24 protein-coding genes are annotated in these 20,779 nt (G+C 67.9%); 10 read left to right on the forward strand and 14 right to left on the reverse strand.

The window, feature by feature from the left end:
* Positions 1 to 2 precede the first annotated feature (2 nt).
* Positions 3 to 341, forward strand: coding sequence for a P-II family nitrogen regulator (locus tag H8F27_RS04120; RefSeq protein ID WP_197151453.1), 339 nt, complete (start codon positions 3 to 5; stop codon positions 339 to 341).
* A gap of 27 nt (positions 342 to 368) precedes the next feature.
* Here H8F27_RS04120 and H8F27_RS04125 read toward each other — a convergent pair whose 3' ends face one another.
* Positions 369 to 1,238, reverse strand: coding sequence for a TlyA family RNA methyltransferase (locus H8F27_RS04125; RefSeq protein WP_197151454.1), 870 nt, complete (start codon positions 1,236 to 1,238; stop codon positions 369 to 371).
* 112 nt (positions 1,239 to 1,350) lie between these two features.
* Between H8F27_RS04125 and H8F27_RS04130 the strand changes: the two genes are divergently transcribed.
* Entirely contained in the window at positions 1,351 to 1,536 is a 186-nt protein-coding gene (locus H8F27_RS04130) for a hypothetical protein (protein ID WP_197151456.1), read from the forward strand.
* 53 nt (positions 1,537 to 1,589) lie between these two features.
* Positions 1,590 to 2,885, forward strand: coding sequence for an adenylosuccinate lyase (gene purB / locus H8F27_RS04135; RefSeq protein WP_197151457.1), 1,296 nt, complete (start codon positions 1,590 to 1,592; stop codon positions 2,883 to 2,885).
* Between the two features lie 35 nt (positions 2,886 to 2,920).
* Here purB and H8F27_RS04140 read toward each other — a convergent pair whose 3' ends face one another.
* The 3 genes from H8F27_RS04140 to H8F27_RS04150 form a co-directional block, all read right to left on the reverse strand.
* Positions 2,921 to 3,322, reverse strand: coding sequence for an OsmC family protein (locus H8F27_RS04140; RefSeq protein ID WP_197151458.1), 402 nt, complete (start codon positions 3,320 to 3,322; stop codon positions 2,921 to 2,923).
* 24 nt (positions 3,323 to 3,346) lie between these two features.
* A complete protein-coding gene (locus H8F27_RS04145) occupies positions 3,347 to 3,787 on the reverse strand; it encodes a 23S rRNA (pseudouridine(1915)-N(3))-methyltransferase RlmH (protein WP_197153354.1) in 441 nt (146 codons plus the stop codon).
* A 61-nt stretch (positions 3,788 to 3,848) separates the two neighbouring features.
* Complete coding sequence (locus tag H8F27_RS04150; RefSeq protein ID WP_197153355.1) at positions 3,849 to 6,596, reverse strand: RNA helicase; 2,748 nt, start codon at positions 6,594 to 6,596, stop codon at positions 3,849 to 3,851.
* A gap of 231 nt (positions 6,597 to 6,827) precedes the next feature.
* Between H8F27_RS04150 and H8F27_RS04155 the strand changes: the two genes are divergently transcribed.
* The 5 genes from H8F27_RS04155 to H8F27_RS04175 are packed head-to-tail and all read left to right on the forward strand — an operon-like array spanning position 6,828 to position 10,291.
* Positions 6,828 to 8,003 carry an aminotransferase class I/II-fold pyridoxal phosphate-dependent enzyme gene (locus tag H8F27_RS04155; protein WP_370594489.1) on the forward strand — a complete coding sequence of 392 codons (1,176 nt, stop codon included), beginning with the start codon at positions 6,828 to 6,830 and terminating at the stop codon, positions 8,001 to 8,003.
* Positions 7,994 to 8,677 carry an alpha/beta hydrolase gene (locus tag H8F27_RS04160; protein ID WP_197151463.1) on the forward strand — a complete coding sequence of 228 codons (684 nt, stop codon included), beginning with the start codon at positions 7,994 to 7,996 and terminating at the stop codon, positions 8,675 to 8,677. The genes H8F27_RS04155 and H8F27_RS04160 overlap by 10 nt, the downstream gene beginning before the upstream one ends.
* On the forward strand, positions 8,674 to 9,468 hold the full coding sequence (locus tag H8F27_RS04165) for a methyltransferase domain-containing protein (RefSeq protein ID WP_197151464.1): 795 nt from the start codon (positions 8,674 to 8,676) through the stop codon (positions 9,466 to 9,468). The genes H8F27_RS04160 and H8F27_RS04165 overlap by 4 nt, the downstream gene beginning before the upstream one ends.
* Positions 9,465 to 10,118, forward strand: coding sequence for a dethiobiotin synthase (gene bioD, locus H8F27_RS04170; RefSeq protein WP_197151466.1), 654 nt, complete (start codon positions 9,465 to 9,467; stop codon positions 10,116 to 10,118). The genes H8F27_RS04165 and bioD overlap by 4 nt, the downstream gene beginning before the upstream one ends.
* A gap of 17 nt (positions 10,119 to 10,135) precedes the next feature.
* Positions 10,136 to 10,291: a hypothetical protein gene (locus H8F27_RS04175; RefSeq protein WP_197151468.1), complete on the forward strand. Its 156-nt coding sequence runs from the start codon at positions 10,136 to 10,138 to the stop codon at positions 10,289 to 10,291.
* 18 nt (positions 10,292 to 10,309) lie between these two features.
* On the opposite strand, the gene H8F27_RS04180 is transcribed toward H8F27_RS04175, so the two are convergent.
* Positions 10,310 to 10,576: a DUF3143 domain-containing protein gene (locus tag H8F27_RS04180; RefSeq protein WP_197151470.1), complete on the reverse strand. Its 267-nt coding sequence runs from the start codon at positions 10,574 to 10,576 to the stop codon at positions 10,310 to 10,312.
* A complete protein-coding gene (locus H8F27_RS04185; protein WP_197151472.1) occupies positions 10,573 to 11,043 on the reverse strand; it encodes a J domain-containing protein in 471 nt (156 codons plus the stop codon). The genes H8F27_RS04180 and H8F27_RS04185 overlap by 4 nt, the downstream gene beginning before the upstream one ends.
* Positions 11,044 to 11,111: 68 nt before the next feature.
* Here H8F27_RS04185 and rsmG point away from each other — a divergent pair, with 68 nt between their 5' ends.
* A complete protein-coding gene (gene rsmG, locus H8F27_RS04190) occupies positions 11,112 to 11,885 on the forward strand; it encodes a 16S rRNA (guanine(527)-N(7))-methyltransferase RsmG (protein WP_197151474.1) in 774 nt (257 codons plus the stop codon).
* On the opposite strand, the gene H8F27_RS04195 is transcribed toward rsmG, so the two are convergent.
* From H8F27_RS04195 to H8F27_RS17940, 5 genes are all read right to left on the reverse strand, one after another.
* Positions 11,851 to 12,246 carry a ferredoxin gene (locus H8F27_RS04195; RefSeq protein ID WP_197153356.1) on the reverse strand — a complete coding sequence of 132 codons (396 nt, stop codon included), beginning with the start codon at positions 12,244 to 12,246 and terminating at the stop codon, positions 11,851 to 11,853. The genes rsmG and H8F27_RS04195 overlap by 35 nt on opposite strands.
* Before the next feature lie 17 nt (positions 12,247 to 12,263).
* Complete coding sequence (locus H8F27_RS04200) at positions 12,264 to 12,653, reverse strand: DUF1257 domain-containing protein (RefSeq protein WP_197151476.1); 390 nt, start codon at positions 12,651 to 12,653, stop codon at positions 12,264 to 12,266.
* Between the two features lie 41 nt (positions 12,654 to 12,694).
* Entirely contained in the window at positions 12,695 to 12,931 is a 237-nt protein-coding gene (locus tag H8F27_RS04205) for a DUF2997 domain-containing protein (protein ID WP_197151478.1), read from the reverse strand.
* A gap of 65 nt (positions 12,932 to 12,996) precedes the next feature.
* Positions 12,997 to 13,842, reverse strand: coding sequence for a HEAT repeat domain-containing protein (locus H8F27_RS04210; RefSeq protein WP_231596510.1), 846 nt, complete (start codon positions 13,840 to 13,842; stop codon positions 12,997 to 12,999).
* A 22-nt stretch (positions 13,843 to 13,864) separates the two neighbouring features.
* Entirely contained in the window at positions 13,865 to 13,990 is a 126-nt protein-coding gene (locus H8F27_RS17940) for a hypothetical protein (protein WP_254931544.1), read from the reverse strand.
* A 68-nt stretch (positions 13,991 to 14,058) separates the two neighbouring features.
* Between H8F27_RS17940 and H8F27_RS04215 the strand changes: the two genes are divergently transcribed.
* On the forward strand, positions 14,059 to 15,327 hold the full coding sequence (locus H8F27_RS04215) for an MFS transporter (RefSeq protein ID WP_197151479.1): 1,269 nt from the start codon (positions 14,059 to 14,061) through the stop codon (positions 15,325 to 15,327).
* A gap of 24 nt (positions 15,328 to 15,351) precedes the next feature.
* Here H8F27_RS04215 and rlmN read toward each other — a convergent pair whose 3' ends face one another.
* The 3 genes from rlmN to H8F27_RS04230 are packed head-to-tail and all read right to left on the reverse strand — an operon-like array spanning position 15,352 to position 20,740.
* Entirely contained in the window at positions 15,352 to 16,401 is a 1,050-nt protein-coding gene (gene rlmN, locus H8F27_RS04220; protein WP_197153358.1) for a 23S rRNA (adenine(2503)-C(2))-methyltransferase RlmN, read from the reverse strand.
* A 41-nt stretch (positions 16,402 to 16,442) separates the two neighbouring features.
* On the reverse strand, positions 16,443 to 16,616 hold the full coding sequence (locus H8F27_RS04225) for a chlorophyll a/b-binding protein (protein WP_197151481.1): 174 nt from the start codon (positions 16,614 to 16,616) through the stop codon (positions 16,443 to 16,445).
* A gap of 17 nt (positions 16,617 to 16,633) precedes the next feature.
* Positions 16,634 to 20,740, reverse strand: a complete 4,107-nt coding sequence (locus H8F27_RS04230; RefSeq protein ID WP_197151483.1) for a DNA-directed RNA polymerase subunit beta' — start codon at positions 20,738 to 20,740, stop codon at positions 16,634 to 16,636.
* Positions 20,741 to 20,779: the final 39 nt, after the last annotated feature.

Consider the following 20,779-nt stretch of genomic DNA (forward strand, 5'->3'; position numbering starts at 1 on the left):
CCATGAAAAAAGTCGAGGCCATCATTCGTCCCTTCAAGCTCGAGGACGTCAAGATCGCACTGGTCAACGCGGGCATCGTGGGCATGACCGTCAGCGAGGTGCGGGGCTTTGGCCGTCAGAAGGGCCAGGTGGAGCGCTACCGCGGCTCGGAATTCACCGTGGAATTTCTGCAGAAGCTCAAACTGGAGATCGTCGTCGATGACGACAAGGTGGATACGGTGGTTTCAGCCGTCCAGGAGGCTGCCCGCACCGGCGAAATCGGCGACGGCAAGATCTTCGTCAGCACAATCGACGCCGTGATCCGCATCCGCACGGGCGATCGCGACAGCGGCGCCATCTAAGCCTGAGCCCCGGGGTCAGCTCTGGGGTCAGCCCTTGGCGGCAAGGCAAGGGGCCAGGGTGGTGGCCACCAGGGCCCTGATGGTGGCGGGGTTGACCCCAGCGGTTGGGATGGCCCTGTCTGCTGGTGCTCCCTGGGGGCCAAGGCCAGTGGGCCGCAGCCAGAGCAGGTATTCGTGGTTGCCCGCCGGACCGGTGAGTGGGGAGGCCACCAACCCCCAGGCCTCCAGGCCCAAAGCCGCCGCCGCTCCAACCACACCCGCAATGGCATCGCAGTGGGCAGCAGGATCCCGCACCACCCCCCCCTTGCCCACCCGCCCCTTGCCCACTTCAAACTGGGGCTTGACCAGCAGGAGCAGATCCCAGGCCGCTTCGGGCCGGAGTAAGCCCAGCAGGGCGGGCAGCACCAGGGAAAGTGAGATGAACGACACATCGGCCACCGCCAGATCGGGCCAGGGGTCAGCGGGCCCATAGAGATCGGCCGCCAACAGGTGGCGCAGGTTGGTGCGCTCCCGCAGCACCAGGCGCGGATCGCAGCGCAGGCTCCAGGCGGTCTGCCCGTAGCCCACATCGATGCCATAGACGCGCTCTGCGCCGTGCTGGAGCAGGCAATCGCTGAAGCCCCCGGTGGAGATGCCGCCATCGAGGCAGACCCGGCCCCGCACCTCCAGGGGGAAGGTGGCCAGGGCCTGGAGCAGCTTCTCCCCGCCCCGGGAGACAAATCGGGGGGATTGCTGCACGTGCAGCTCCGCCTCCGGCAACACCTCCGTGCCTGGCTTGTCGAGCACCCGATCGCCCAGCCGCACCCGCCCGGCCCGGATCAGCTGCTGGGCCTGCTGGCGGCTGGCGGCCAGGCCGCGGGCCACCAGCTCCTGATCCAGGCGTTGTCTGCGGCCCATGGCACTTGCGCTTCTGTGATCAAACCACAACTCAAACGGAACAGATTCCAAGCATCAGGGCGCCATGGCCAAACCCGACCCAGGATGGCCCCATCTTCCCCATGCCCCAGTGATGGCCAACAACGTGGTGGAGCTTCTCTACCCGGGAAGCTTCGTGAAATTGCGCAACCAACCCGCCGACCTGCCGCCCTTCCAGCTGCTCCAGTGCCGTGGAGGTCGCTGCTGGGTGCGCCAGCAGGCCTGGGGTCAGCAGGTGCAGTGGGAAGTGGAACACCGCCGGCTCACCAGCGTGGCCTGAACAAGCTCCAGCGAGCGCCCCAATAGATTGGCCCGATGTGAGCCTTCGCGGCCTTGATCGAGCGTTACACCCTGCCCGAAATGGGCAACCTCTGGAGCGAACAGGCCAAGTTCCAGAGCTGGCTCGATGTGGAGATCGCCGCCACCGAAGCCAACTGCCAGCTCGGCCGGGTGCCGGCCGAAGCGTTGGCGGCGATCAAGGCGAAGGCCGCCTTCTCGGTGGAGCGCATCCTCGAGATCGAGGCGGAGGTGCGCCACGACGTGATCGCCTTCCTCACCAACGTCAACGAGCACGTGGGCGATGCCGGCCGCCACATCCACGTCGGCATGACCAGCTCCGATGTGCTCGACACCGGCCTGGCCCTGCAACTGAAGGCCTCGGTGCAGCTGCTGCGCGCCGAGCTCGATGCCCTGGCCGATGCCCTCAGGGCCCTAGCCCGCGAGCACAAGGGCACCGTGATGATTGGCCGCAGCCATGCCATCCACGGCGAGCCGATCAGCTTCGGCTTCAAGCTGGCCGGCTGGCTGGCGGAGGTGGTGCGCAACCAGGAGCGCCTCGAGCGCCTGGAGCGGGTGGTGAGCGTGGGCCAGATCAGCGGCGCCATGGGCACCTACGCCAACACCGACCCCCAGGTGGAGGCCATCGCCTGCGAGCGGCTCGGCCTGGTGCCGGATGCGGCCAGCACCCAGGTGATCGCCCGCGATCGCCACGCCGAATACGTGCAGACCCTCGCCCTGGTGGGGGCGGCCCTGGAGCGCTTCTCCACCGAGATCCGCAACCTGCAGCGCACCGATGTGCTGGAGGTGGAGGAAAACTTCGCCAAGGGGCAAAAAGGGAGCTCGGCCATGCCCCACAAGCGCAACCCGATCCGCAGCGAGCGGATCAGCGGCCTGGCCAGGGTGCTGCGCAGTTATGTGGTGGCGGCGCTGGAAAACTGCGCCCTCTGGCACGAGCGCGACATCAGCCACAGCTCGGTGGAGCGCATGATGCTGCCGGATTGCTCGGTGACCCTCCACTTCATGCTGCGCGAGATGACCGCGGTAGTGAAGGGCCTAGGGGTTTACCCAGGCAACATGGCCCGCAACATGAATGTCTATGGCGGTGTGGTGTTCAGCCAGCGGGTGCTGCTGGCCCTGGTGGAAGCCGGCATCAACCGCGAAGACGCCTACCGGATCGTGCAGCGCCACGCCCACACCGCCTGGAACACCGCCGGGGGTGATTTCCGCGCCAACCTGGCGGCCGACGCGGAGGTGACGGCGCGGCTCAGCCCGGCAGCCCTGGCGGATTGTTTCTCCACCGAGCTGCACCAAGCCCATCTGGGGGTGATCTGGCAGCGACTGGGGATTTGAGCTGGGGTTTTGAGCTGGGGGCTCTAGCTAGCTGCTCAGCCCCAGTGCAGCCGAATCGGCACCGCCCCCTCCAGGCTCAGCTTGACCGGACAGCTTTCCCCGGCCCGCTGCAGCACATCCCGCTGCTGCTCGCTGAGGCCAGCCGGCAGGCTGATCCACACCTCCAGCAGGGCGATGCGCCGTGGCGCCTCGGAGCCCATGGTCTTCTGCACCCGGGCGGTGGCCCCCTGCAGCGGCCAGTCGTGGCGCTCGGCGACGATTCCCAGGATCGTCAGGATGCAGGTGCTCAGGGCCGTGGCCACCAGATCGGTGGGCGAGAACCGCTCCCCCTTGCCCTGGTTGTCGGTGGGGGCATCGGTCTCGAGCACAGAGCCCGAGGGGCCATGGCTGGAGTGGCAGCGCAGGGCTCCCTCGTAGCGGCTGTCGATCGTGGTCATCGCGGGGCGTAAGCGCCTCCCCACTCAAGCGCCTGGACGGTGGTACGGCCCGCCCTGCTGGATCGAGCGGGCCCGGTAAAGCTGCTCGAGCAGCAGTAGCCGCGCCAACTCATGGGGGAAGGTCAGGGGCGAGAGGCTCAGGCGCCAGCTGGCCCGCGCCTTGAGCGTCGGATCGAGGCCAGCGGCACCGCCGATCACAAAAGCCAGCTGCTCGGAGCCGGATCCCTCCAGTGCCTGGGCGAAGGCCAGCGAGTCATAGGTCTGGCCCTCTTCGCACAGGGCCACCAGCTGCTCACCCCGGCGCAGCTCGGAGCTGATCGCCTCGGCTTCGCGGGCCAGGCCGCCATCGCGCAGCTCAACTATCTCCAGCCCTGGCAAGCGCCTGCGATATAGCTCCACCCCCTCGCTCACCCAGCCCTTGCGCACCTTGCCCACCGCCAGGATGCGGATGCGGGCGGGGTTGATCAAGGGCGAAGCCGGCGCAGCATTCAACCTACTGTCGAAGCAACGCCATTCATGCCGAAGCTCAACCCCCAGGATCCCCAGGCGGCCTGGCAATCGCCGCCGGCGCCTTGGGCAACAGATCCTCGATCTCGCAAACCGGGAAGCGGTTGATCGCCTTGAGGGCGGCCCGGGCGTTGTTGCGCAGCTGCTGGCTGATCGCTTCGCAGTAGGGCACCTGGGCCAGCAGATCCACGGTGCGGCGCAGGATCCTCACCACATCCCCCTCATCGAGGGAGGTGTTGGCGATCATGTCGCTCCAGCTGGCCCCTTTGGCCCAGGCGTCAACCAGGCCGGTGAGTTCTGGCTCCCACCAGAGCGGGAAGGTCACCTTGGCCCCCTCCTGCTGGCGCTCCAGCTCCCGGCGCAGGCCGCGCAGGGCGTGCAGGGCCTCCTCCACCGCCGGGGGCGGTGGATAACCACTCCAGAGATCGGGCCGGCTCACCTCGGTGGAGATCGCCTCAAACACCGCCGCCAGCTGGGGCGGATCGAGCTCGTCGAGGTGGCCGCTCATCAGGGCCAGGCCCAGCCACAGCTCGTTGTCGCCGCGCAGGGCCGCCACAGTGCGGCCCACCTCGGTGGGCTCTAGACCCTCGGGGCCGGCCAGGGCACCGAAGTGTCGCAGCACCTCGATCAGGGCCAGGAAGGTTTCCCAGTGCCTGTTCGACCTGAAGTGCAGCAACTGCTGGCGCTCGCCAATCTCAACCTGGAGCTCCTCCATCCGGCGGCGGTGCTTTGTCAGCTGGCGGCGGTCGCCCCAGCGGTGGGCCGGATGCAGCTCGAGCCGCTCCTCCAGCTGATCTACGAGCTGGGCCTGGGCCCGCACCTCACCGGCCAGGTCGTACTGGGGGGTGGCCATGTCGTGGCGGCTGGCCATCGAGGCCACCGCCAGGGCCAGGCCGCCACTGGCCTGGTCGCCATGGCGGATCTCACCGGCGTGGCCTAGCTCGGGGGCATCCACCTGGCCCACCTGCAGGCAGCTGAGCTCGGCATGCAGGCTCACGACCCCCTGGCAGGGCAGCAACACCCAGAGGTTCTCATCGGTGAGGCACTTGAGCAGGGGGAACTGACCGGGCCCCTTCACCTTCTCCACAATCACTGCCGGCGTCACCCGGCCGCGCAACTGGGGCGCCTTCAGGCTCACCAGGCTGCCCTCGCTGGCAAATTGCAGCGCCAAGGTGAGCTCGTGGGCGAGGGTTTCCTCGGCTTGCTGCTGCAGGGTCCGCTGGATGCGGCGCTCCTCGCGCAGGTGAGCCCGCCGCTTTTCGTAGTCTTCAAAATCGTCCCAGGGCACCTCGCCCGAGCCGTCTTCCAGGCCCGCCAGCTGCTGCATCAACTGGGCAATTCGGGCTTCGTCCTCCACCAGATCCAAGGTGGCCAGGTAGCGGCCAAAGCTGCGCTCCACCAGCTCCCTGGCCTTGGCCAGGGGGTAGCGCTGCAGCAGGTTGAGCACCATGCCGTAGCTGGGCGTGAACTGGCTCACCAGCGGATCGGCCGGCGCAGTCGCCAGCTGGCCCGCCTCCCGCACCCCCTCAAAGCGGCTCTGCACGGTCACCACGTAGCCCTGGGAGTCGAGCCCCCGCCGCCCGGCCCGGCCGGCCATCTGCAGGAATTCACTGCCCATCAGCGGCCGGTGGCCCCGCTCGGTGCGCTTCGATAGTGCAGAGATCACTGTGGTGCGGGCCGGCATGTTGATGCCCGCGGCCAGGGTTTCGGTGGCGAACACCACCTTGATCAGGCCCTGCTGAAAGAGATCCTCGATAAGTTCCTTCCAGGCCGGCAACACCCCGGCGTGGTGGGAGGCGATGCCCCGCAGCAGGGCTTCGGCATGGCCTCCCTCGCGCACGGCCTCGGGGGTGGTTGCCACAAACAGATCCAGTCGGGCCTGAATGCGGGCCTGCTCGGCGGGCGTCACCAGAGAGGCCCTGCCCAGCTCCTTGACCCCCTTGTCGCAGCCGCGGCGACTGAAGATGAAATAGATGGCCGGCAGCATGTCGCGCTCGGCCATCTGGGCCACCACAAAGCCCAGGGGCGGTGCCTCGGGCTGGGGCGGCTTGGGGATTTTGGGGCCCTTGCGGCGACTGCCCTTGGGAGCCCGCCACACCTTGCAGTTGGGATGGAGACCCGTGCCCTCGTCGTTGAGCAGGGGGTGCAGGCCCTTGGCGCTGCAGAAGCTGAAGGCCAGGGGCACGGGCCGGTGGTCGCTGTGCACCAGCGAGGTGGGGCCATGCACCCGATTGATCCAGTCGGTGAGCTGGCCGGCATTGGCCACCGTGGCCGACAGCGCCACCAGCTGAATTGAGGGAGGACAGTGGATGATCGATTCTTCCCACACGGTGCCGCGCTGGGAATCATTCATGTAGTGGCACTCGTCGAGCACCACCGCCTCCACGCCCTCCAGCGGGTCATCTCCCGCATCGGCTTCCGCGTAGAGCATGTTGCGGAAGATCTCGGTGGTCATTACCACCACCTGGGCCTCCCGGTTGAGGCTCATATCACCGGTGAGCAGCCCCACCCTCTCGGCGCCAAACTGCTCGCGGAAATCGCGCAGCTTCTGGTTGGAGAGCGCCTTCAGCGGCGTGGTGTAAAAAACCTTCTGGCCATGGGCCAGGGCCCGGTAGATGGCGTATTCGCCCACCAGGGTCTTGCCCGAACCCGTGGGCGCACTCACCACAACCGAATGGCCCTGCTGGAGGGCATCGATCGCCTCCAGCTGGAAATCATCTAGGGGAAAGAGAAAAATTGTAGCCGGATCGAGCCCGTTGGGCGCCACTTCAGGCACGCTGCTGTCGGGGCTGGATCATCCATCCATCTTATGGGAATCCCTCTCCCCAAAGCACTGCCCACCCCGGCACGGCCCGCCCCAGCACAGCCCACCGCAGCAGGGGCTTGAACCAGGCTCGATTTAACGTGCCGCGACGGGAACGGGTCGTTGAGATCGAGATCATTGGGACCCAACGCCTCCCACTCCCAGCTGCCGCCAGCCACCCCCTGGCAACAGGAGCTGCGGCGCCAGCTGGCGCTCCTGCCGGAGCAGCGCCGCCGCGGCCTGCGCAGCTTCGAGCCCGGCCAGGCCGCCGCCCGACTGCAGGTCGACGGGGCGCCCCTGCTGGATCTGGCCAGCAACGACTACCTGGGCCTGAGCTGCCATCCCGCCGTGGTTGCCGCCGCCCAGGCCGCCGCGGCCCTCGAGGGGGTCGGAGCAGGCGCCTCCCGGCTGGTGAGCGGCAGCCGGCCGGGGCACCAGGCCCTGGAGCGGGCCCTGGCGACCTGGCTGGGGCGGGAGCGGGTGCTGCTCTTTCCCAGCGGCTTTCAGGCCAACCTGGCGGCCGTGCTGGCCCTGGCCGATCGCCATAGCCTGGTACTGGCCGACCGGCTGATCCACCACTCCCTGCTCACTGGGGTGCGGGCCAGCGGCGCCCGGCTGCAGCGCTTTGCCCACAACGACCTCAACGACCTGGGGCGGCGCCTCCAGCTGGCGCGGCAGGCGCGGCCGGGGCAGCGGCTGCTGGTGCTGAGCGAAAGTCTGTTTTCCATGCAGGGCACAAGTCCGGATGTGGCCGCCCTGGCGGCCCTCTGCCAGAGCCACGGCGCCGCCCTGCTGCTGGATGAGGCCCATGCCCTCGGGGTGCTCGGCCCCGGCGGCCGCGGGCTGGGATATGGCCTCAACGGGGCAAAGGGCCAGGGGGAGATCGCCCTGCTCAGCGGCACCTTCGGCAAGGCCTTCGGCAGCGGTGGCGCCTTCCTGGCCGGCGACGCCCTGGTGATGGAATGGTTGCTGCAATTCAGCGGCTCCTTCCGCTACACCACGGCCCTGGCCCCGCCCCTGGCCGCCGCAGCCCTGGCCGCCCTCGGCCAGATCCAGGCCAACCCCCCCGGCCCTGCACTGCTGCTGCGGGCCAAGCGCTGGCGCAGCGCCCTGGAGGCCGCCGGCTGGCCGCGCCCCCCCGGCCTGGGGCCGATCCTGCCCCTGTTGGTGGGCGATGACGGCCTGGCCCTGGAACTGCAGCAACGCCTGGAGGCCGCCGGCCTGCTGGGGGTAGCGATCCGGCCGCCCACCGTGCCCGAGGGCAGCGCCCGGCTGCGCCTGGTGCTGCGGGCCGACCTGCCGCTGGGCAGCCTGGAACGGTTGCTGACGGCCCTGGGATCCCCACAAGGCCAAAAATTGCCATGCAGCTGATCGCCATGCACGGCTGGGCCGGCGATGCCCAGGGAATGGAACCATTCCAGGCCGCCTGGAGCGCCCGTGGCTGGCGGGGGCAGTGCGGCGAACGGGGTTACGCCGGCCAGACCCCCCAGGCGGTTAACTGGCTGGCCGGCGGCGGGCTGAAGGTGGTGGTCGCCCACTCGCTCGGCCCCCACCTGCTGCCCGCCACCGTGCTGGAGCAGGCCGATGCGGTGGTGCTGCTGGCCAGCTTTGGCCGCTTCCTGCCGGAGGGCAAGGACGGCCGCCGGCTGGCCGCAGCCGTGGCCGCCATGGCCGACCAGCTGGGGAGCAGCCAGGCCGACTCCATGATTGAGACCTTCCTGGAGAAGGCCGCGGCCCCCCAGGCGCCCAGCCAGCTGCCGCCGGGCATCACGGCCAGAGCCCTGCTGGAGCCGGGGCGGCGGCGGCTGGCTGAGGATCTGGCCCTGCTGGCCGCCACCACCGGCCTGCCGGCGGGCTTCCCGAGCCGGGCCCGGGTGTTGATCGTGGAGGGCAGGGAGGATCAGATCGTGGTTCCGGAAGCCCGCCGGCTGCTGCGCGAGGCCCTGCCCTCCGCCGACAGCCTCGAGCTGGCCGGGGTGGGGCACTGTCTGGTGAGTTCGTCCCTGGTGGGCATGGTGTGCGCCTGGATCGAGGCCCTGCCATGAGCGCTGCCCCCTTCAGCCAGCGGGTGAGTGCCCGCTTCGGCCGCCACGCCGGCCCCTATTCCAGCCAGGCCCGCCTGCAGCAAGGGGTGGCCTGGCGGCTGGCCCATCTCTGCGCAACCCTGCCGATCCCCGCCGCAGGTCCCCGGGCCGACCTGGGCGCCGGCAGCGGCCTGGTCGGTCAGGCCCTTGGCCGGCAGGGCAGGCTGGAGCCCATGCTGCAGCTGGATATCTGCCCCGAGCTGCTGGCCCAAAACCCCCTGGCCGGGCCGGACCAGCGCCTGCTCTGGGATCTCAACCAGGGGCTGCCCGAATCCCTGCAGCAGGCCGCCCTGCTCAGCTCCAGCTTTGCCCTGCAGTGGCTCGACGAACCCGCCACCCAGTTGCGGCACTGGTGCAGCCGGCTGCGACCAGGGGGCTGGCTGGCCCTGGCCGTGCCAACCAGCGGCAGCTTTCCCGAATGGCACCAGGCCGCCGCCGCCGCCGGGGTGCCCTGCAGCGCCCTGGCCCTGCCGGAGGCACAAGCGTTGGAGGCAGTTGCGTCGGAGGCAGTGGCCGACCGGGGTGAACTGGAGCTGCGGCACTGCCAAAGGCTGCAGTTCAGCCGCAACTACGGCAGCGGCCAGGGCTTTCTGCAGCAACTCAAAACCCTGGGGGCCAGCGCCAGCCGCTGCGACCGCCTGGCCCCCGGCCAGCTGCGCCAGCTACTGGGCCACTGGCCGGCCCCAGGCCGGGTCAGCTGGGAGGTGCTGGTGCTGCTGGCCCAGCGCCCCGGCTCCAACTACCAGCCATGACCCGTTCCAGACGCCAGCTGGTGGTCTGCGGCACCGACACCGACGTGGGCAAGACCGTCGTCAGCGCCCTGGTGGTGCAGGGCCTGGGCGCCCACTACTGGAAACCGGTGCAGAGCGGCCTGGAGGGCGGCGGCGACACGGGCCGGCTGCAGGCCCTGTTGCAACTCCCCGCCGAACGCCTGCTGGCGGAGGCCTACCGCCTGCGGGCGCCGGTGTCGCCCCACTGGGCCGCCGAACGCGAAGGGATCAAGATCGATCCGGCCCGGCTGGCCCTGCCGGCGGTGACCGGGCCCTTGGTGGTGGAAACCGCCGGCGGCCTGCTGGTGCCCCTGCGGCGGGACTGGCTGCAGATCGACCAGCTGGCCGTGTGGGGGTTGCCGGTACTGCTGGTGGCCCGCAGTGGCCTGGGCACGCTCAACCACACCCTGCTGTCGGTGGAAGCCCTGCGCCGCCGGGGGCTGCATCTGCTGGGCCTGGTACTCAACGGTCCGCTCCACCAGGACAACCCAGCCACCCTGGCCGCCCTGGCCCAGGCCCCGGTACTGGCCCAGTTGCCGCCGCTGGAGCCCCTCAGCGCCGAAGCGCTGGCGGGCCAATGGCAGGCCCAGCAGTTGGGCCCTAACCTCAGCTCGGCCCTTGATGAGCTCTAAGCCATGACCTCTAAGCCATGACCAAGCAGCACTGGCTGGTGAGTGGGGCCCTGGTATTGCTGTGCGGCGGGGTGCTGGTGCTGTTCACCGATGTGGAAGATTCCCTGGTGCGCTGGCTGAACTGCGGGCCGACCGCCCCGGCCGCCGAGCGCCGCAGCAGCGTCTGCCGCTGAGCAGGGTGCCCCAAGGGGCTAGGGGCCGGCCAGGATCACCGCCTCGGCATCAGCCCTCGACAGGCCATAGGGAAAGTGGCGCACTGACACCTGGCCGTCGTGATGCCAGCTCACCTTGAGCTCCTCCACCTCCAGCTCAATCTGAGCACTCCATTCCGGCCGGTGCAGATCCCACAGACAGGGGTTGTCCCGCTGCCGGCTGGCGCCCAGCTGGACCAGCCAGTTTTCAAGCGCCGGCAGGGGATGGTGGTAAAGGGGGGTCTGGGGACTGGGCAGTTCGCTCATGGGCCCAACCCTGTCATGGAGCCGGCCCCAGCCCACCAGGAGGGCAACTGCACCAGCTCGACACCCCGCATCCAGGCCACCCCCACGCCGAGCACCAAGCTCACCAGCAGGGCAAAACCGAGCAGCAACAGGGCCAGCCACTCGCCGCCGGAGAGGTCGCGCCGCACCGAAACCCGCCGCGGCGGCGCGGCAGCCATGGCCGCCAATGGGGGGGGGCGCTGGGGCAAAACCGGATGGAGCTCGGCGTCGTAACGCCGGCGCAACTCCGGATCGCTCAGCACCGCATAGGCCTGTTGCAGCAGTTGGAACAGGGCAGCAGCTTCAGGCGCCGGCAGCAGGGTTGTGTCGGGGTGATACAGCTTGCTCAGGCCGCGAAAAGCCCTGCGCAACTCCTGGGGCGAAGCCGTCTCTGCCACCTGAAGCAGGGCGTAGTGGCTGGTTGAAGCAGGGGGAGCAGGGCTGGCCAAGGGCACCGGGCCGGCGAGAAAATCCGGTCTGGGTGATCCTAGGTAGCTGAAACCCTCCGCCAGGCTGGATGGCCCGAACCCTCACCGGCAATGCCTTTTGGCACACCCTGGGCTGGCAGCCCAGCGCTGAGCAGGAAAGGCAGCTGGGCGCCCTGCAGGAGCAGCTGCGCCATTGGAACAGCAAGCACAACCTGACCCGCCTGGTGGAGGGCGACGACTTCTGGATCGCCCAGGTGTTCGACAGCCTCTGGCCCCTGACGCCCCTGCTGGGCACGGATGCGGCCCAGGCCCCTTTGCGGCTGATCGATGTGGGCACCGGCGGCGGCTTCCCAGGGCTTGCCCTGGCGATCGCCTTTCCCCAGGCCGAGCTCACCCTGGTGGACTCGGTGGGCCGCAAGGTGGAGGCGGTGGGAGCAATGGCGGCTGCCCTGGGGCTGGCGGAGCGGGTACAGCTGCGCTGTGAACGGATCGAGCGCACAGGCAGGCTCCAGGCCTGCCGTGGCCAGTTCGACTGGGCCCTGGCCAGGGCCGTTGCCCGGGCACCGGTGGTGGCCGAATACCTGGTGCCCCTACTGGCCCCCCAGGGTCGGGCCCTGCTCTACCGCGGGCAGTGGTCGGCGGCAGACCAGGGCGAGCTGGACGCGGCCCTGGTCCTCCTGCGGGCCAGTACCGAGCAGTGCCTGAGCCGGGAGCTGCCCAGCGGTCGCGGCCTGCGCCACGCCCTGGTAGTGAAGTCCCTGGACCCCTGCCCGGCCTGCTACCCCAGGGCGGTGGGCCTGCCCGCCAAGCAACCCCTCGGGGCCGCGCTCAAACCGGCTGGCGGCGAGGCAGGTTGCGCTTGAGCCGGGCCGGCGAGGGCACCCCCAGCGGCAGGATCTCCTGGGCAGCCAGCTGGTGCTGGAGCTCACCCAGCTGCTCGTAGGCCACCCAGTGAATGCAGTCCACCGGACAGGTGTCTATCGCCTCCTGGATCAACTCGGTGGAATCGCCATCCTGGCGGAGCGCCCGGGAGCGGCCCCAGTCGGGCTCAACCACGAAGGTGTTGGTGGCCACATGGGCGCAGTAGCGGCAGCCGATACAGACAGCCTCATCAACCCAGACTGCCTTCTGGCGCAGGCCCCCGCCCAGCAGAGGCTCCATGCCGGTGCGCAGGGAACCTGGGGCCTGGACTGCCGCCTGGAAGGCCAGTGCCGGATCTGCCATGGCGGGGGAGTCCACAGCTAGGCCCAACGGCTCACAACAAGCTCGATGGTGCCGTCCTGCTGCTGGGTTTGCTCGCGCAGTTCAAAGCCCGCTTCCGCACTGGCCGCAAGGATGGTGCGCAGGGCATAGCGCTGGCTGAGCTGGGCCACAAAGCGCTCCACCGGCACCGATTGATTCCAGAGGTCGAGATCGGTCACCAGTTCGTAGCTGCCCGTATCCGTGTTGAGCCGGAAGCCGATGTCGGCACCATTGGGCTGGAGCACCGCCAGCTGGGCCTCAAGGGTTTGGCCCCGGTAGCCGCGCACCTGCAGGGAACCCTCCGTGGGGGAGTGGCCCAGGTCCCGGAGTGCCCCGAGCAAGGCCTGGCGATCGCGAAGCTCGGTCTTGATCGTGCTGAAGTGCGACATCGGTGGGAGCGGCAGCTGCGGTAATTAAGAGGGCCGGGGTGTTAGGGCCGGGATAAGGGCTGGGGATTGGTCAAGGGTTGCCCCAGGCCTTGAAGCTGGGATTGGCCCTGTTGTTGGGTCTGGAACGCTTCAGCCGTGCTCTGGCGCCGCTGAACCACGCCCAAGCCGGCTTCGATCCTTTCGGTGAGCTGGGCGCAGCCCGGGCCCCGAAACCCTTCCACCAGCTCTTCGACCCGGCCATCGGGCCTGATCCGAAAATGGATGGTGTGCTCTTCCATCCCAAATCTGGTGAGGGTTAAGAGATGTTAGCCGGAATCTGAGGAGCTGGGCCCAAGGCCCGGGCTCAGCTGAGCAGGCCTTCGTCCACCAGGGTCTGGAGTCGCTCCAGCACCTCCGGTTGCTCCAGTTGCTCCAGGGCCAGCCGGGCTTCATCCCGCACCCCCGACTCACCATCGTGGAGCATGGCCGTCAACAGTGATTCCACCACCACCTGCTGACGGGGCTCCACCAGGTCGCCATACAACCGGCCAAGGGACCAGGCACTGTTGCTGCGCACCGCCGCTTCGCTGTCGATGCGCAGGCTCAACAACAGCTGGGCCGCCGCCGGATCGGCCTTGGCGGGGCCGCTGCAGCCCGCCTCCGCCAGGGAGCTGGCCGCCCAGAGGCGCACGGCCGCAATGTCCACCTGCAGGGAGCGGATCAAGGGGTTCAGCACCGGGGCATCGGGGTAGTTGCCGAGGCTCCAGGCGACGGCCTTGCGCACGTAACCGTTGTCATCTGCTGCCAGCAGGGCCAACAGGGGCTCAACCGCCAGGGGGCTGGGATTGCGGCCCAGGGCATAGACCGCGCTCATGCGCACAATCGGACAGCTCACCGCCAGCAGCGGCAGCAGCAGGGGCAGGGCCCGGGGATCACGGTGCTCGCAAAAGATCCGCAGACCCTGCATGCGCTGGTCGTGGCTGCTGCCGCCAGCTTCACCACCAGCTTCACCGCGGAGGAACTGCAGCCCCAGATCGCACTCCGCCGCCACATCACTGGCGGTTGGATCGCTGGTGTCAAAGTCATCAAGGGGATCGCCGAGCAGCTCCTCGGCCAATTCCTGGGCAAGCACCTCCGGGTCGAGGTAGAGCTCCTGGGGGCTTTCGTCGTAGGGGCCAGATGGCTGGTCAGGCTGGGGGGACAGGCTCACGGGAAAGACTCACGGCACAGGCTCAGCCGATCGGTGCCGGGGCAGCCATATCGCCGGGCAGCCAGATTCTGGCGCTGACTGCAAACAGGGCCAGGGCAAACAGCACCACGATGGATGCCGGCAACAGGGTGGAGCGAAAAAATTGCACAGGCTTGGGGGATAGCTGGCGCCTGCAGCCATCATCGCCCCTAGGGTTCGCCAAATTGAACCCATGGGATGGCTGCGTCTTCGAGCACCTGGCGACGCATCACCGCCGTGGCCGCCCAAGGGGTGGCCAGTGGTACGCCCTACATGGTGGGAACCAAGTTGCTGCAGGGCTGGCTCACGGCCACCGGGGTACCCCTGGGGCTGATCGGCCTACTCGCCTACGCCGAACTGCCCTACACCCTCAAGATGGTCTGGGCGCCAGCCCTGGATCGCTGGCCGATTCCCTGGCCCGACAGGCGCCGCGGCTGGCTACTGGTACTTCAGGTGCTGCTGGTGGCGGTGATCGGCTCGATGACCTTTCTGCGGCCCAGCCAGAATCCAGCCAGCCTGACGGCCATCGGCCTCATGGCCGTTCTGCTGGCCCTGGTAAGTGCCACCCAGGACATCCTGGTGGACGCCTACCGCACAGACCTGCTGCCCGAACAGGAGCGGGGCGCCGGTGCCGCCGCCACCACCCTCGGCTACCGCGGCGCCATGCTGGCCATCGGCGCCGGGGGCTTCATCCTGGCCGGTCGCTACAGCTGGCCCCTGGCCTTCGCCGCCTCGGCGCTGCTGATGCTGGTGGTGATCCCCTTCACCCTGACGGCCCCCAAACTCCCGCCAATCCAGCACCAGATCACCAGCCTGCGCCAGGCGGTGCTGGGGCCGGCGCGGGAATTTCTACGCCGCAGCGGCCCGGGCCGGGCCGTGATGCTGCTGGCCCTAGTGCTGCTCTACCGCTGGCCCGACGGCCTGCTCAACGTGATGGCCGTACCCTTCCTGATCCAGAAGGGATTTTCACCGGAGTTGGTGGGCTCGGTGCTGGCCGGCTGGGGCATCGGCGCCACGATCGTGGGCACAATTCTGGGCGGGATTCTGTTCGGCAAGCTGGGCATGAACCGCTCCCTCTGGCTGTTCGCCCTGGTGGGCGCCGCCGGCAACCTGGCCTACTGGGCCCTGGCCAGCTTCGATGCCGGCCCCGCAGCCCTACTGCTGGCGGTGGGCCTGGAAAACCTCGGCGGTGGCCTGGTGGGTGCGGCATTTGTGGCCCTGCTGATGAGCCTCTGCAACCCCCGCTTTTCCGCCACCCAGTACGCGCTGCTGTCAGGGGTCTACGCCCTGAGCCGCTCCCTGCTCTCCGGCCAGGCTGGCTTTGTGGCCGAGGGGGTGGGCTGGAGCAGCTTCTTCCTGCTCACCGCGGCCGCCTCACTGCCGGCCTTCCTACTGATGGCGTGGCTCACCCCCTGGAACGGTGACGGCGCCAAGGGTGCCTTCGACCCCGCCAAGGACCCCACTTAGCCACACCCTTCAAGCCATAACCTGCTAGGCATTCCCGCCCGGATCGATCAGGCGCCGCCGCAGCTGACCGCAGGCCGCATCGGCATCTAGCCCCCTACTGGCCCGCACACTCACCGCAACATGGCGGGCCTGGAGGGCACGGCGGAAGGCCTCCACGGCCCCGGGGGCGGGGCGCTGGAACTGCTCCTCGGCAATCGGGTTGTAGGGAATCAGATTCACATGGCTCTGGAAGCCCCGCAACAGCCCCGAGAGGGCCTCGGCATGGCGGGGCTGGTCGTTGACGCCCCCCAGCAGCACGTATTCAAAGCTCAGCCGGCGGCCGGTGAGTGCCACATAATGGCGACAGTCCTCCAGCAACGCCTCCAGGGGATAGGCGTGGGCGGTGGGGATCAGCTCCTGCCGCAGGCGCTGATCCGGTGCGTGCAGGCTCACCGCCAGGGTGAACTGGGCCCGCCCGAGCCGCTCCAGGGCCCGCTCAGCCAGGGTTGGCAGGGTTTTGGGCACGCCGACGGTGCTTACCGTGATCTGGCGCTGGGCCATACCCAAATCGCTGCAGAGGCAGTCGATGGCGGCCAGCACTGCCCCAATATTGAGCAGGGGCTCGCCCATGCCCATGAAAACCACGTGGCTGGGGCGCTGGTCCATCACCTCGCGCACGCTCAGCACCTGGTCGACAATTTCATGGACCGCAAGGGAGCGCTGCAGCCCCCCTTTGCCGGTGGCACAGAAGCTGCAGGCCATCGGGCAGCCCACCTGGCTGCTGACGCACACCGTGAGCCGACCGTCGGCAGGAATGCCGACGGTTTCAAGGCTGAGGCCGTCGTGGGTGCCGAGCAACAGCTTGGTGGTGCCATCGCGGGCCACGCTGCGGTGCAGCTCCCGCGAACGGCCGATCCAATCGAAGCCAGTCTCGGGGGGGGCTGCAGCCAGCTGCTCGCGAAAGGCCTTGGGCAGCACACTTATGGCCTCCAGGCTGCGGGCACCCTTGGCATAGAGCCAGTCATGGAGCTGCCGGCCGCGGAAGGCAGCCAGGCCGTGGGCTACGGCCCACCGCTCCAGCTCCGGCAGGCCCATCCCCAGCAGGGGGGTGGCCGGCGGCACCGCGACTATCCCACTCAAGGCCAGATCAACAGGCCGTGGCCCAGCTTCCACTCCACCACCAGCAGGGCGATGAAGCCGAGCATGGCCATGCGGCCATTGAGCAGCTCGGTGTGGGAGTGGAAGCCGAAGCGGGGCAAGCGGCGCTGGGGCACGGGGGTGTCGAGGCTGGTGCGTTCGGGCTTAGCCATGGGGGTCAAGCAGGGAATCACTCATCGGTCAATAGGCCCTCTTCCTGCAAGCCCTCGAGGGCGGCCGGATCGGCGATCAGCTCCTCCTCCAACACATCCTCGAGGGAGGGACGGGTGAAGGCAGCCAGGCCGCTGGCACTGGCCTCGATGCCATGGCGGCTGCGGGTGGCCTCCAGGTCGGCATCGGAGGGATCGTCGAGCACGGCCGCCGCCGGGGCCGGGGCCGGCATCTCCACGGTGTAGTCAGGGCGGAGGTTCTGGACGCGGCGATAGCCCATGGCCTCTTCCTCGAGGATGTCGGGATGGGGGCCGGCCTCGGCCCGCAACTCCTCTTCGAAGCCGCTGAAGCCCGTGCCCGCTGGGATCAGGCGGCCGATGATCACGTTCTCCTTGAGACCGCGCAGCCAGTCACTCTTGCCCTCGATGGCAGCTTCAGTCAGCACCCGGGTGGTCTCCTGGAAGGAGGCCGCCGAGATGAAGCTATCGGTGTTGAGCGAGGCCTTGGTGATACCCAGCAGCACCGGCGTGAACTCGGCTGGGGCACCACCGGTGATCGCCATGGCACTGTTCACCTGCTCCACCTGACGCAGCTCGATCAGCTCGCCCGGCAGCAGGGTGGTATCGCCGGCATCCTCAATGCGCACCTTGCTGGTCATCTGGCGCACGATCACCTCGATGTGCTTGTCGCTGATCGACACGCCCTGGCTCTTGTAGACGTTCTGCACTTCGGTGACCATCCGGAACTGCAGCCTGGAAATGGCCTCCTGGGCCGCCTCCATGGTGGGCTTGCGGCTGCGTAGGTCTTCGAAGAAGCACTCCAGCAGCTCGTGGGGATTGATCGGTCCGTCGGTGAGGGACTCACCGGCACTCACCTGCTGACCATCGCTGACCATCACGTTGCGGCCCAGCAGGATTGGGTACTCGGTGAGGGCATCGTCATGCTCGATCACCGAAACGGTGATCGAGTCATCATCGTCGCCCTGCTTGATCTGCACCGTGCCGCTCTTGCGACAGAGGATGGTGGATTCCCGCGGCCGACGGGCCTCCAGCAGTTCTTCGATCCGGGGTAGGCCCTGGACGATGTCGCCGGTCTTCTGGCGCTCGAACACCAGCAAGGCCAGGGCATCGCCGCGCTGCACCAGCTCGCCGTCCCGCACGTGCAGCACCGAATCGGGCGACACCATGTAAGGCCGGCCCAGTCGAATGGTGAGGGTGTGGGCGTCGATGGCCTCCACCTGACCGCAACAGGGGGCTGCAACCCCTTCCGCCAGCAGGTCGCCATCAACAATGCGCTGGTCAACGCTGACCAAAGGCGCAGCCGAACCCAGATCGATGCTGCGGGTATCGCCATCTCGCTCCACGATCAGGCGACGAATCGGCTCCCCATCCACCAGATCAGGCAGCTGCAGCACCCCGTCTTCCTTGCAGAGGATCTGGGTGGTCGCCACCACATCGCCTCGCTTCACCGTGGTGCCATCCTCCACCTGGAGATCGGTGTGGGTGGAGCCGTGGCTGGCATCGGAGAGGGTGTCGCGACGCACCAGCAGGGTTTCCAGGATGGTGAGCTGCAGACGCTCAATCGTCTTGGCCCGCTTGTCTGCGACCGCATCCACGTCCACGGTCATCTGGGGAGTGGTGTCATAAGTTTCGAGAATCAGCTGGGTGCGCAACAACTCAACGCCGTCGACGCTCTTGATCAGCTCGCCGTCCTTGAAGGAGAGGCGCTGGGTGGCCTTGAGGCCCAGGCTGGGGCCGCCACTCTGTTTCACCGTGCCCAGTTCGGGCAGGTGGGCCTCATCGGGGATGGTGTATTCCTCCACCGGCCGCAGCAGCAGGGCCTGACCATCGGGAGTTTCAACCACCTCCACGAAGACAATCGCCTCAGCCTTGAGGCCCTTGGCGATCTCCTCGCCGGGTGTCGCCATCTTGCCGTCGGCGTATTTAGCGAGGGTCTTGCTGTCGGAAACCAGATGCAGGGTGCCGGAACGCACGATGATTTCCCGCAGGATGTCGTTCTTCTGGGTCACCGTGACGATGCCGGCGGTCTGACTGAAGATGTCCTTGACCACCTCCGTACCGGCCTCAATCCACTGGCCGTCCTCGATCATCAACAGGGAGATGTCCTTGTTGATCTCATGGGTTTCCTGGGGAATCCAGAGCAGGGTGCCACCCTTGCTGACCTCAAAGCCGTTCTTGGCACTGCGGGCCTTCTTGATCGATAGGCCCGGGGCAAATTTGACGGTGCCACCGGTCTTGGTGCGGAAACGATCGTCGGCCAGCTCGGCAATCACTTCGCCATTGCCGATCTTGCTGCCAGGAGCGGTGTTGAGGCGGTAGCGAATGTTGTCCTTGCCCTCCAGATGCCAGATCTCGCCGGAGTGGGTGGATTCACCCACCAATTTGCAGTCCTTGAGAGTGAGGCTGGAGGTGACGATCTGCACCTCGCGGGAGTCGCCAGCGCTCTCGCGCAGACGCACCGCTCCGCCGTATTCACTCACCAGCCGGCTCTCGGCCAGTACCTCTCCTGTGGTGACAGCCTTGTTGCCGTCCACCACGGGCAGGGCATTGGGGGGCAGGTTGTAGACGTCGCCGCTGAACACCCACATCCGGCCCAGGCGCTGGGCCTTGAGGGTGATGTTTCCCTGGCGGTCGGTGACCTCCCTGGGCTGGATGGCTTCCTCGTAGCGCACCTGGCCGGCCAGGTCACAGATCACATCCTTGGTGGCCTTCTCCACGCTCTTTTTGACTGTCACCCCAGCGGCGATCTGGGCCAGGATCGTGTCGCCCGGCACGAAGTCGCCATCGGCGACAAACAGGATCGAGCCATTGACGATATCCAGCTTCTGCAGCTTGCCGTTGTCGCTGGGCTTCACCGTCAAGGAGAAATCGGTTTCGGCCAGTTGGGCCTCCACCCCGTGGGGGGTGCGGAAGCCCCGCACCCGGGCCTTTGGCCCGAATTCGATCGTGCCATCCACCAGGGAGCGCACCACGCCAGTTTCGGCCGTGGAAACCCCGCCGGTGTGGAAGGTGCGCATGGTGAGCTGGGTGCCGGGCTCACCGATCGACTGGGCCGCCACGATGCCGACGGCTTCACCCAGATCAACGAGTTGGTTGTGGGCCAGGGCCCAGCCGTAACACTTGCGGCACACCGAACGGGAGGCCTCACAGGTGAGCGGTGAACGCACCTTCACGGTTTTGACGCCGCCGGCTTCAATCCGCAGCGAGAGGGGCGGATCGATTTCTCCGTCGCGCTCAACCAGGGTTTCGCCGTCTTCACTGACCACGGGCTCGGCGGCCAGGCGGCCGATCAGCTTGCTGCCGAACTTGCCCTTCTCATCGGCATCAATGGGGATACTGCGCGTGGTGCCGCAGTCGTCTTCCCGCACAATCACGTCCTGGGCCACGTCCACCAGCCGGCGGGTGAGATAGCCAGAGTCGGCCGTGCGCAGGGCTGTGTCGACCAGACCCTTGCGGGCGCCGTAGGAGGAGATCACGTATTCGGTGACCGTGAGTCCCTCGCGGAAATTGGTGCGGATCGGCAGGTCGATGATCTCCCCTTGCGGGTTGGCCATCAGGCCGCGCATGCCCACGAGCTGGCGCACCTGGGACATGTTCCCCCGGGCGCCGGAGTTGGCCATCATCCAGACCGAATTGAGGGGATCGTTTTCGTTGAAGTTGCGGCGCACCGCTGCCACAAGACGCTCGTTGGTTTCGGTCCAGGTGTCGATGACCTTGGTGTGCCGTTCCACCTCGGTGATCTCGCCGAGCCGGTAGCGCTCCTCCGTGGCGGTGATCTGCTCTTCGGCTTCGGCCAGCAGGGCTGCCTTATCACTGGGAATGCGCAGATCGTCTACGGAGATCGATACGGCAGCCTGGGTGGCGTAGTGGAAGCCCAGGTCTTTGAGCTCGTCGGCCATCGAGGCCGTGGTAGCGGTGCCGTGGTGCTTGTAGGCCCAGGCCACCAGGTTGCGCAGGGCCTTCTTGTCGATGATGCGGTTGCGGAATGGCGGCGCCTGCTTGCTCAAGGCGGCGTTGCTGATTGTGGCGGCGACTTCCAGGGCGGCAGCCTCGGCGGCTTTCTTGGCGGCCTTCTTGCTGATTTTTTTAGCGGGGGTGGCGGTCATGGCTGCGCGCGGTGTGGAGACTGGAAAAGGGTGAAAAAC

It is taken from the genome of Synechococcus sp. CBW1108, from assembly GCF_015840335.1.
In the GTDB taxonomy this organism is placed as follows: domain Bacteria; phylum Cyanobacteriota; class Cyanobacteriia; order PCC-6307; family Cyanobiaceae; genus Cyanobium_A.

Excerpts from the sequence above, each read along its gene's own strand:
- H8F27_RS04120 (WP_197151453.1), top strand. The coding sequence starts at position 3 with ATGAAAAAAGTCGAGGCCATCATTCGTCCCTTCAAGCTCGAGGACGTC.
- H8F27_RS04125 (WP_197151454.1), bottom strand. The coding sequence starts at position 1,238 with ATGGGCCGCAGACAACGCCTGGATCAGGAGCTGGTGGCCCGCGGCCTG.
- H8F27_RS04130 (WP_197151456.1), top strand. The coding sequence starts at position 1,351 with ATGGCCAACAACGTGGTGGAGCTTCTCTACCCGGGAAGCTTCGTGAAA.
- H8F27_RS04140 (WP_197151458.1), bottom strand. The coding sequence starts at position 3,322 with ATGACCACGATCGACAGCCGCTACGAGGGAGCCCTGCGCTGCCACTCC.
- H8F27_RS04160 (WP_197151463.1), top strand. The coding sequence starts at position 7,994 with ATGCAGCTGATCGCCATGCACGGCTGGGCCGGCGATGCCCAGGGAATG.
- H8F27_RS04165 (WP_197151464.1), top strand. The coding sequence starts at position 8,674 with ATGAGCGCTGCCCCCTTCAGCCAGCGGGTGAGTGCCCGCTTCGGCCGC.
- bioD (WP_197151466.1), top strand. The coding sequence starts at position 9,465 with ATGACCCGTTCCAGACGCCAGCTGGTGGTCTGCGGCACCGACACCGAC.
- H8F27_RS04175 (WP_197151468.1), top strand. The coding sequence starts at position 10,136 with ATGACCAAGCAGCACTGGCTGGTGAGTGGGGCCCTGGTATTGCTGTGC.
- H8F27_RS04180 (WP_197151470.1), bottom strand. The coding sequence starts at position 10,576 with ATGAGCGAACTGCCCAGTCCCCAGACCCCCCTTTACCACCATCCCCTG.
- rsmG (WP_197151474.1), top strand. The coding sequence starts at position 11,112 with ATGGCCCGAACCCTCACCGGCAATGCCTTTTGGCACACCCTGGGCTGG.
- H8F27_RS04195 (WP_197153356.1), bottom strand. The coding sequence starts at position 12,246 with ATGGCAGATCCGGCACTGGCCTTCCAGGCGGCAGTCCAGGCCCCAGGT.
- H8F27_RS04200 (WP_197151476.1), bottom strand. The coding sequence starts at position 12,653 with ATGTCGCACTTCAGCACGATCAAGACCGAGCTTCGCGATCGCCAGGCC.
- H8F27_RS04205 (WP_197151478.1), bottom strand. The coding sequence starts at position 12,931 with ATGGAAGAGCACACCATCCATTTTCGGATCAGGCCCGATGGCCGGGTC.
- H8F27_RS04215 (WP_197151479.1), top strand. The coding sequence starts at position 14,059 with ATGGCTGCGTCTTCGAGCACCTGGCGACGCATCACCGCCGTGGCCGCC.
- rlmN (WP_197153358.1), bottom strand. The coding sequence starts at position 16,401 with ATGGGCCTGCCGGAGCTGGAGCGGTGGGCCGTAGCCCACGGCCTGGCT.
- H8F27_RS04225 (WP_197151481.1), bottom strand. The coding sequence starts at position 16,616 with ATGGCTAAGCCCGAACGCACCAGCCTCGACACCCCCGTGCCCCAGCGC.
- H8F27_RS04230 (WP_197151483.1), bottom strand. The coding sequence starts at position 20,740 with ATGACCGCCACCCCCGCTAAAAAAATCAGCAAGAAGGCCGCCAAGAAA.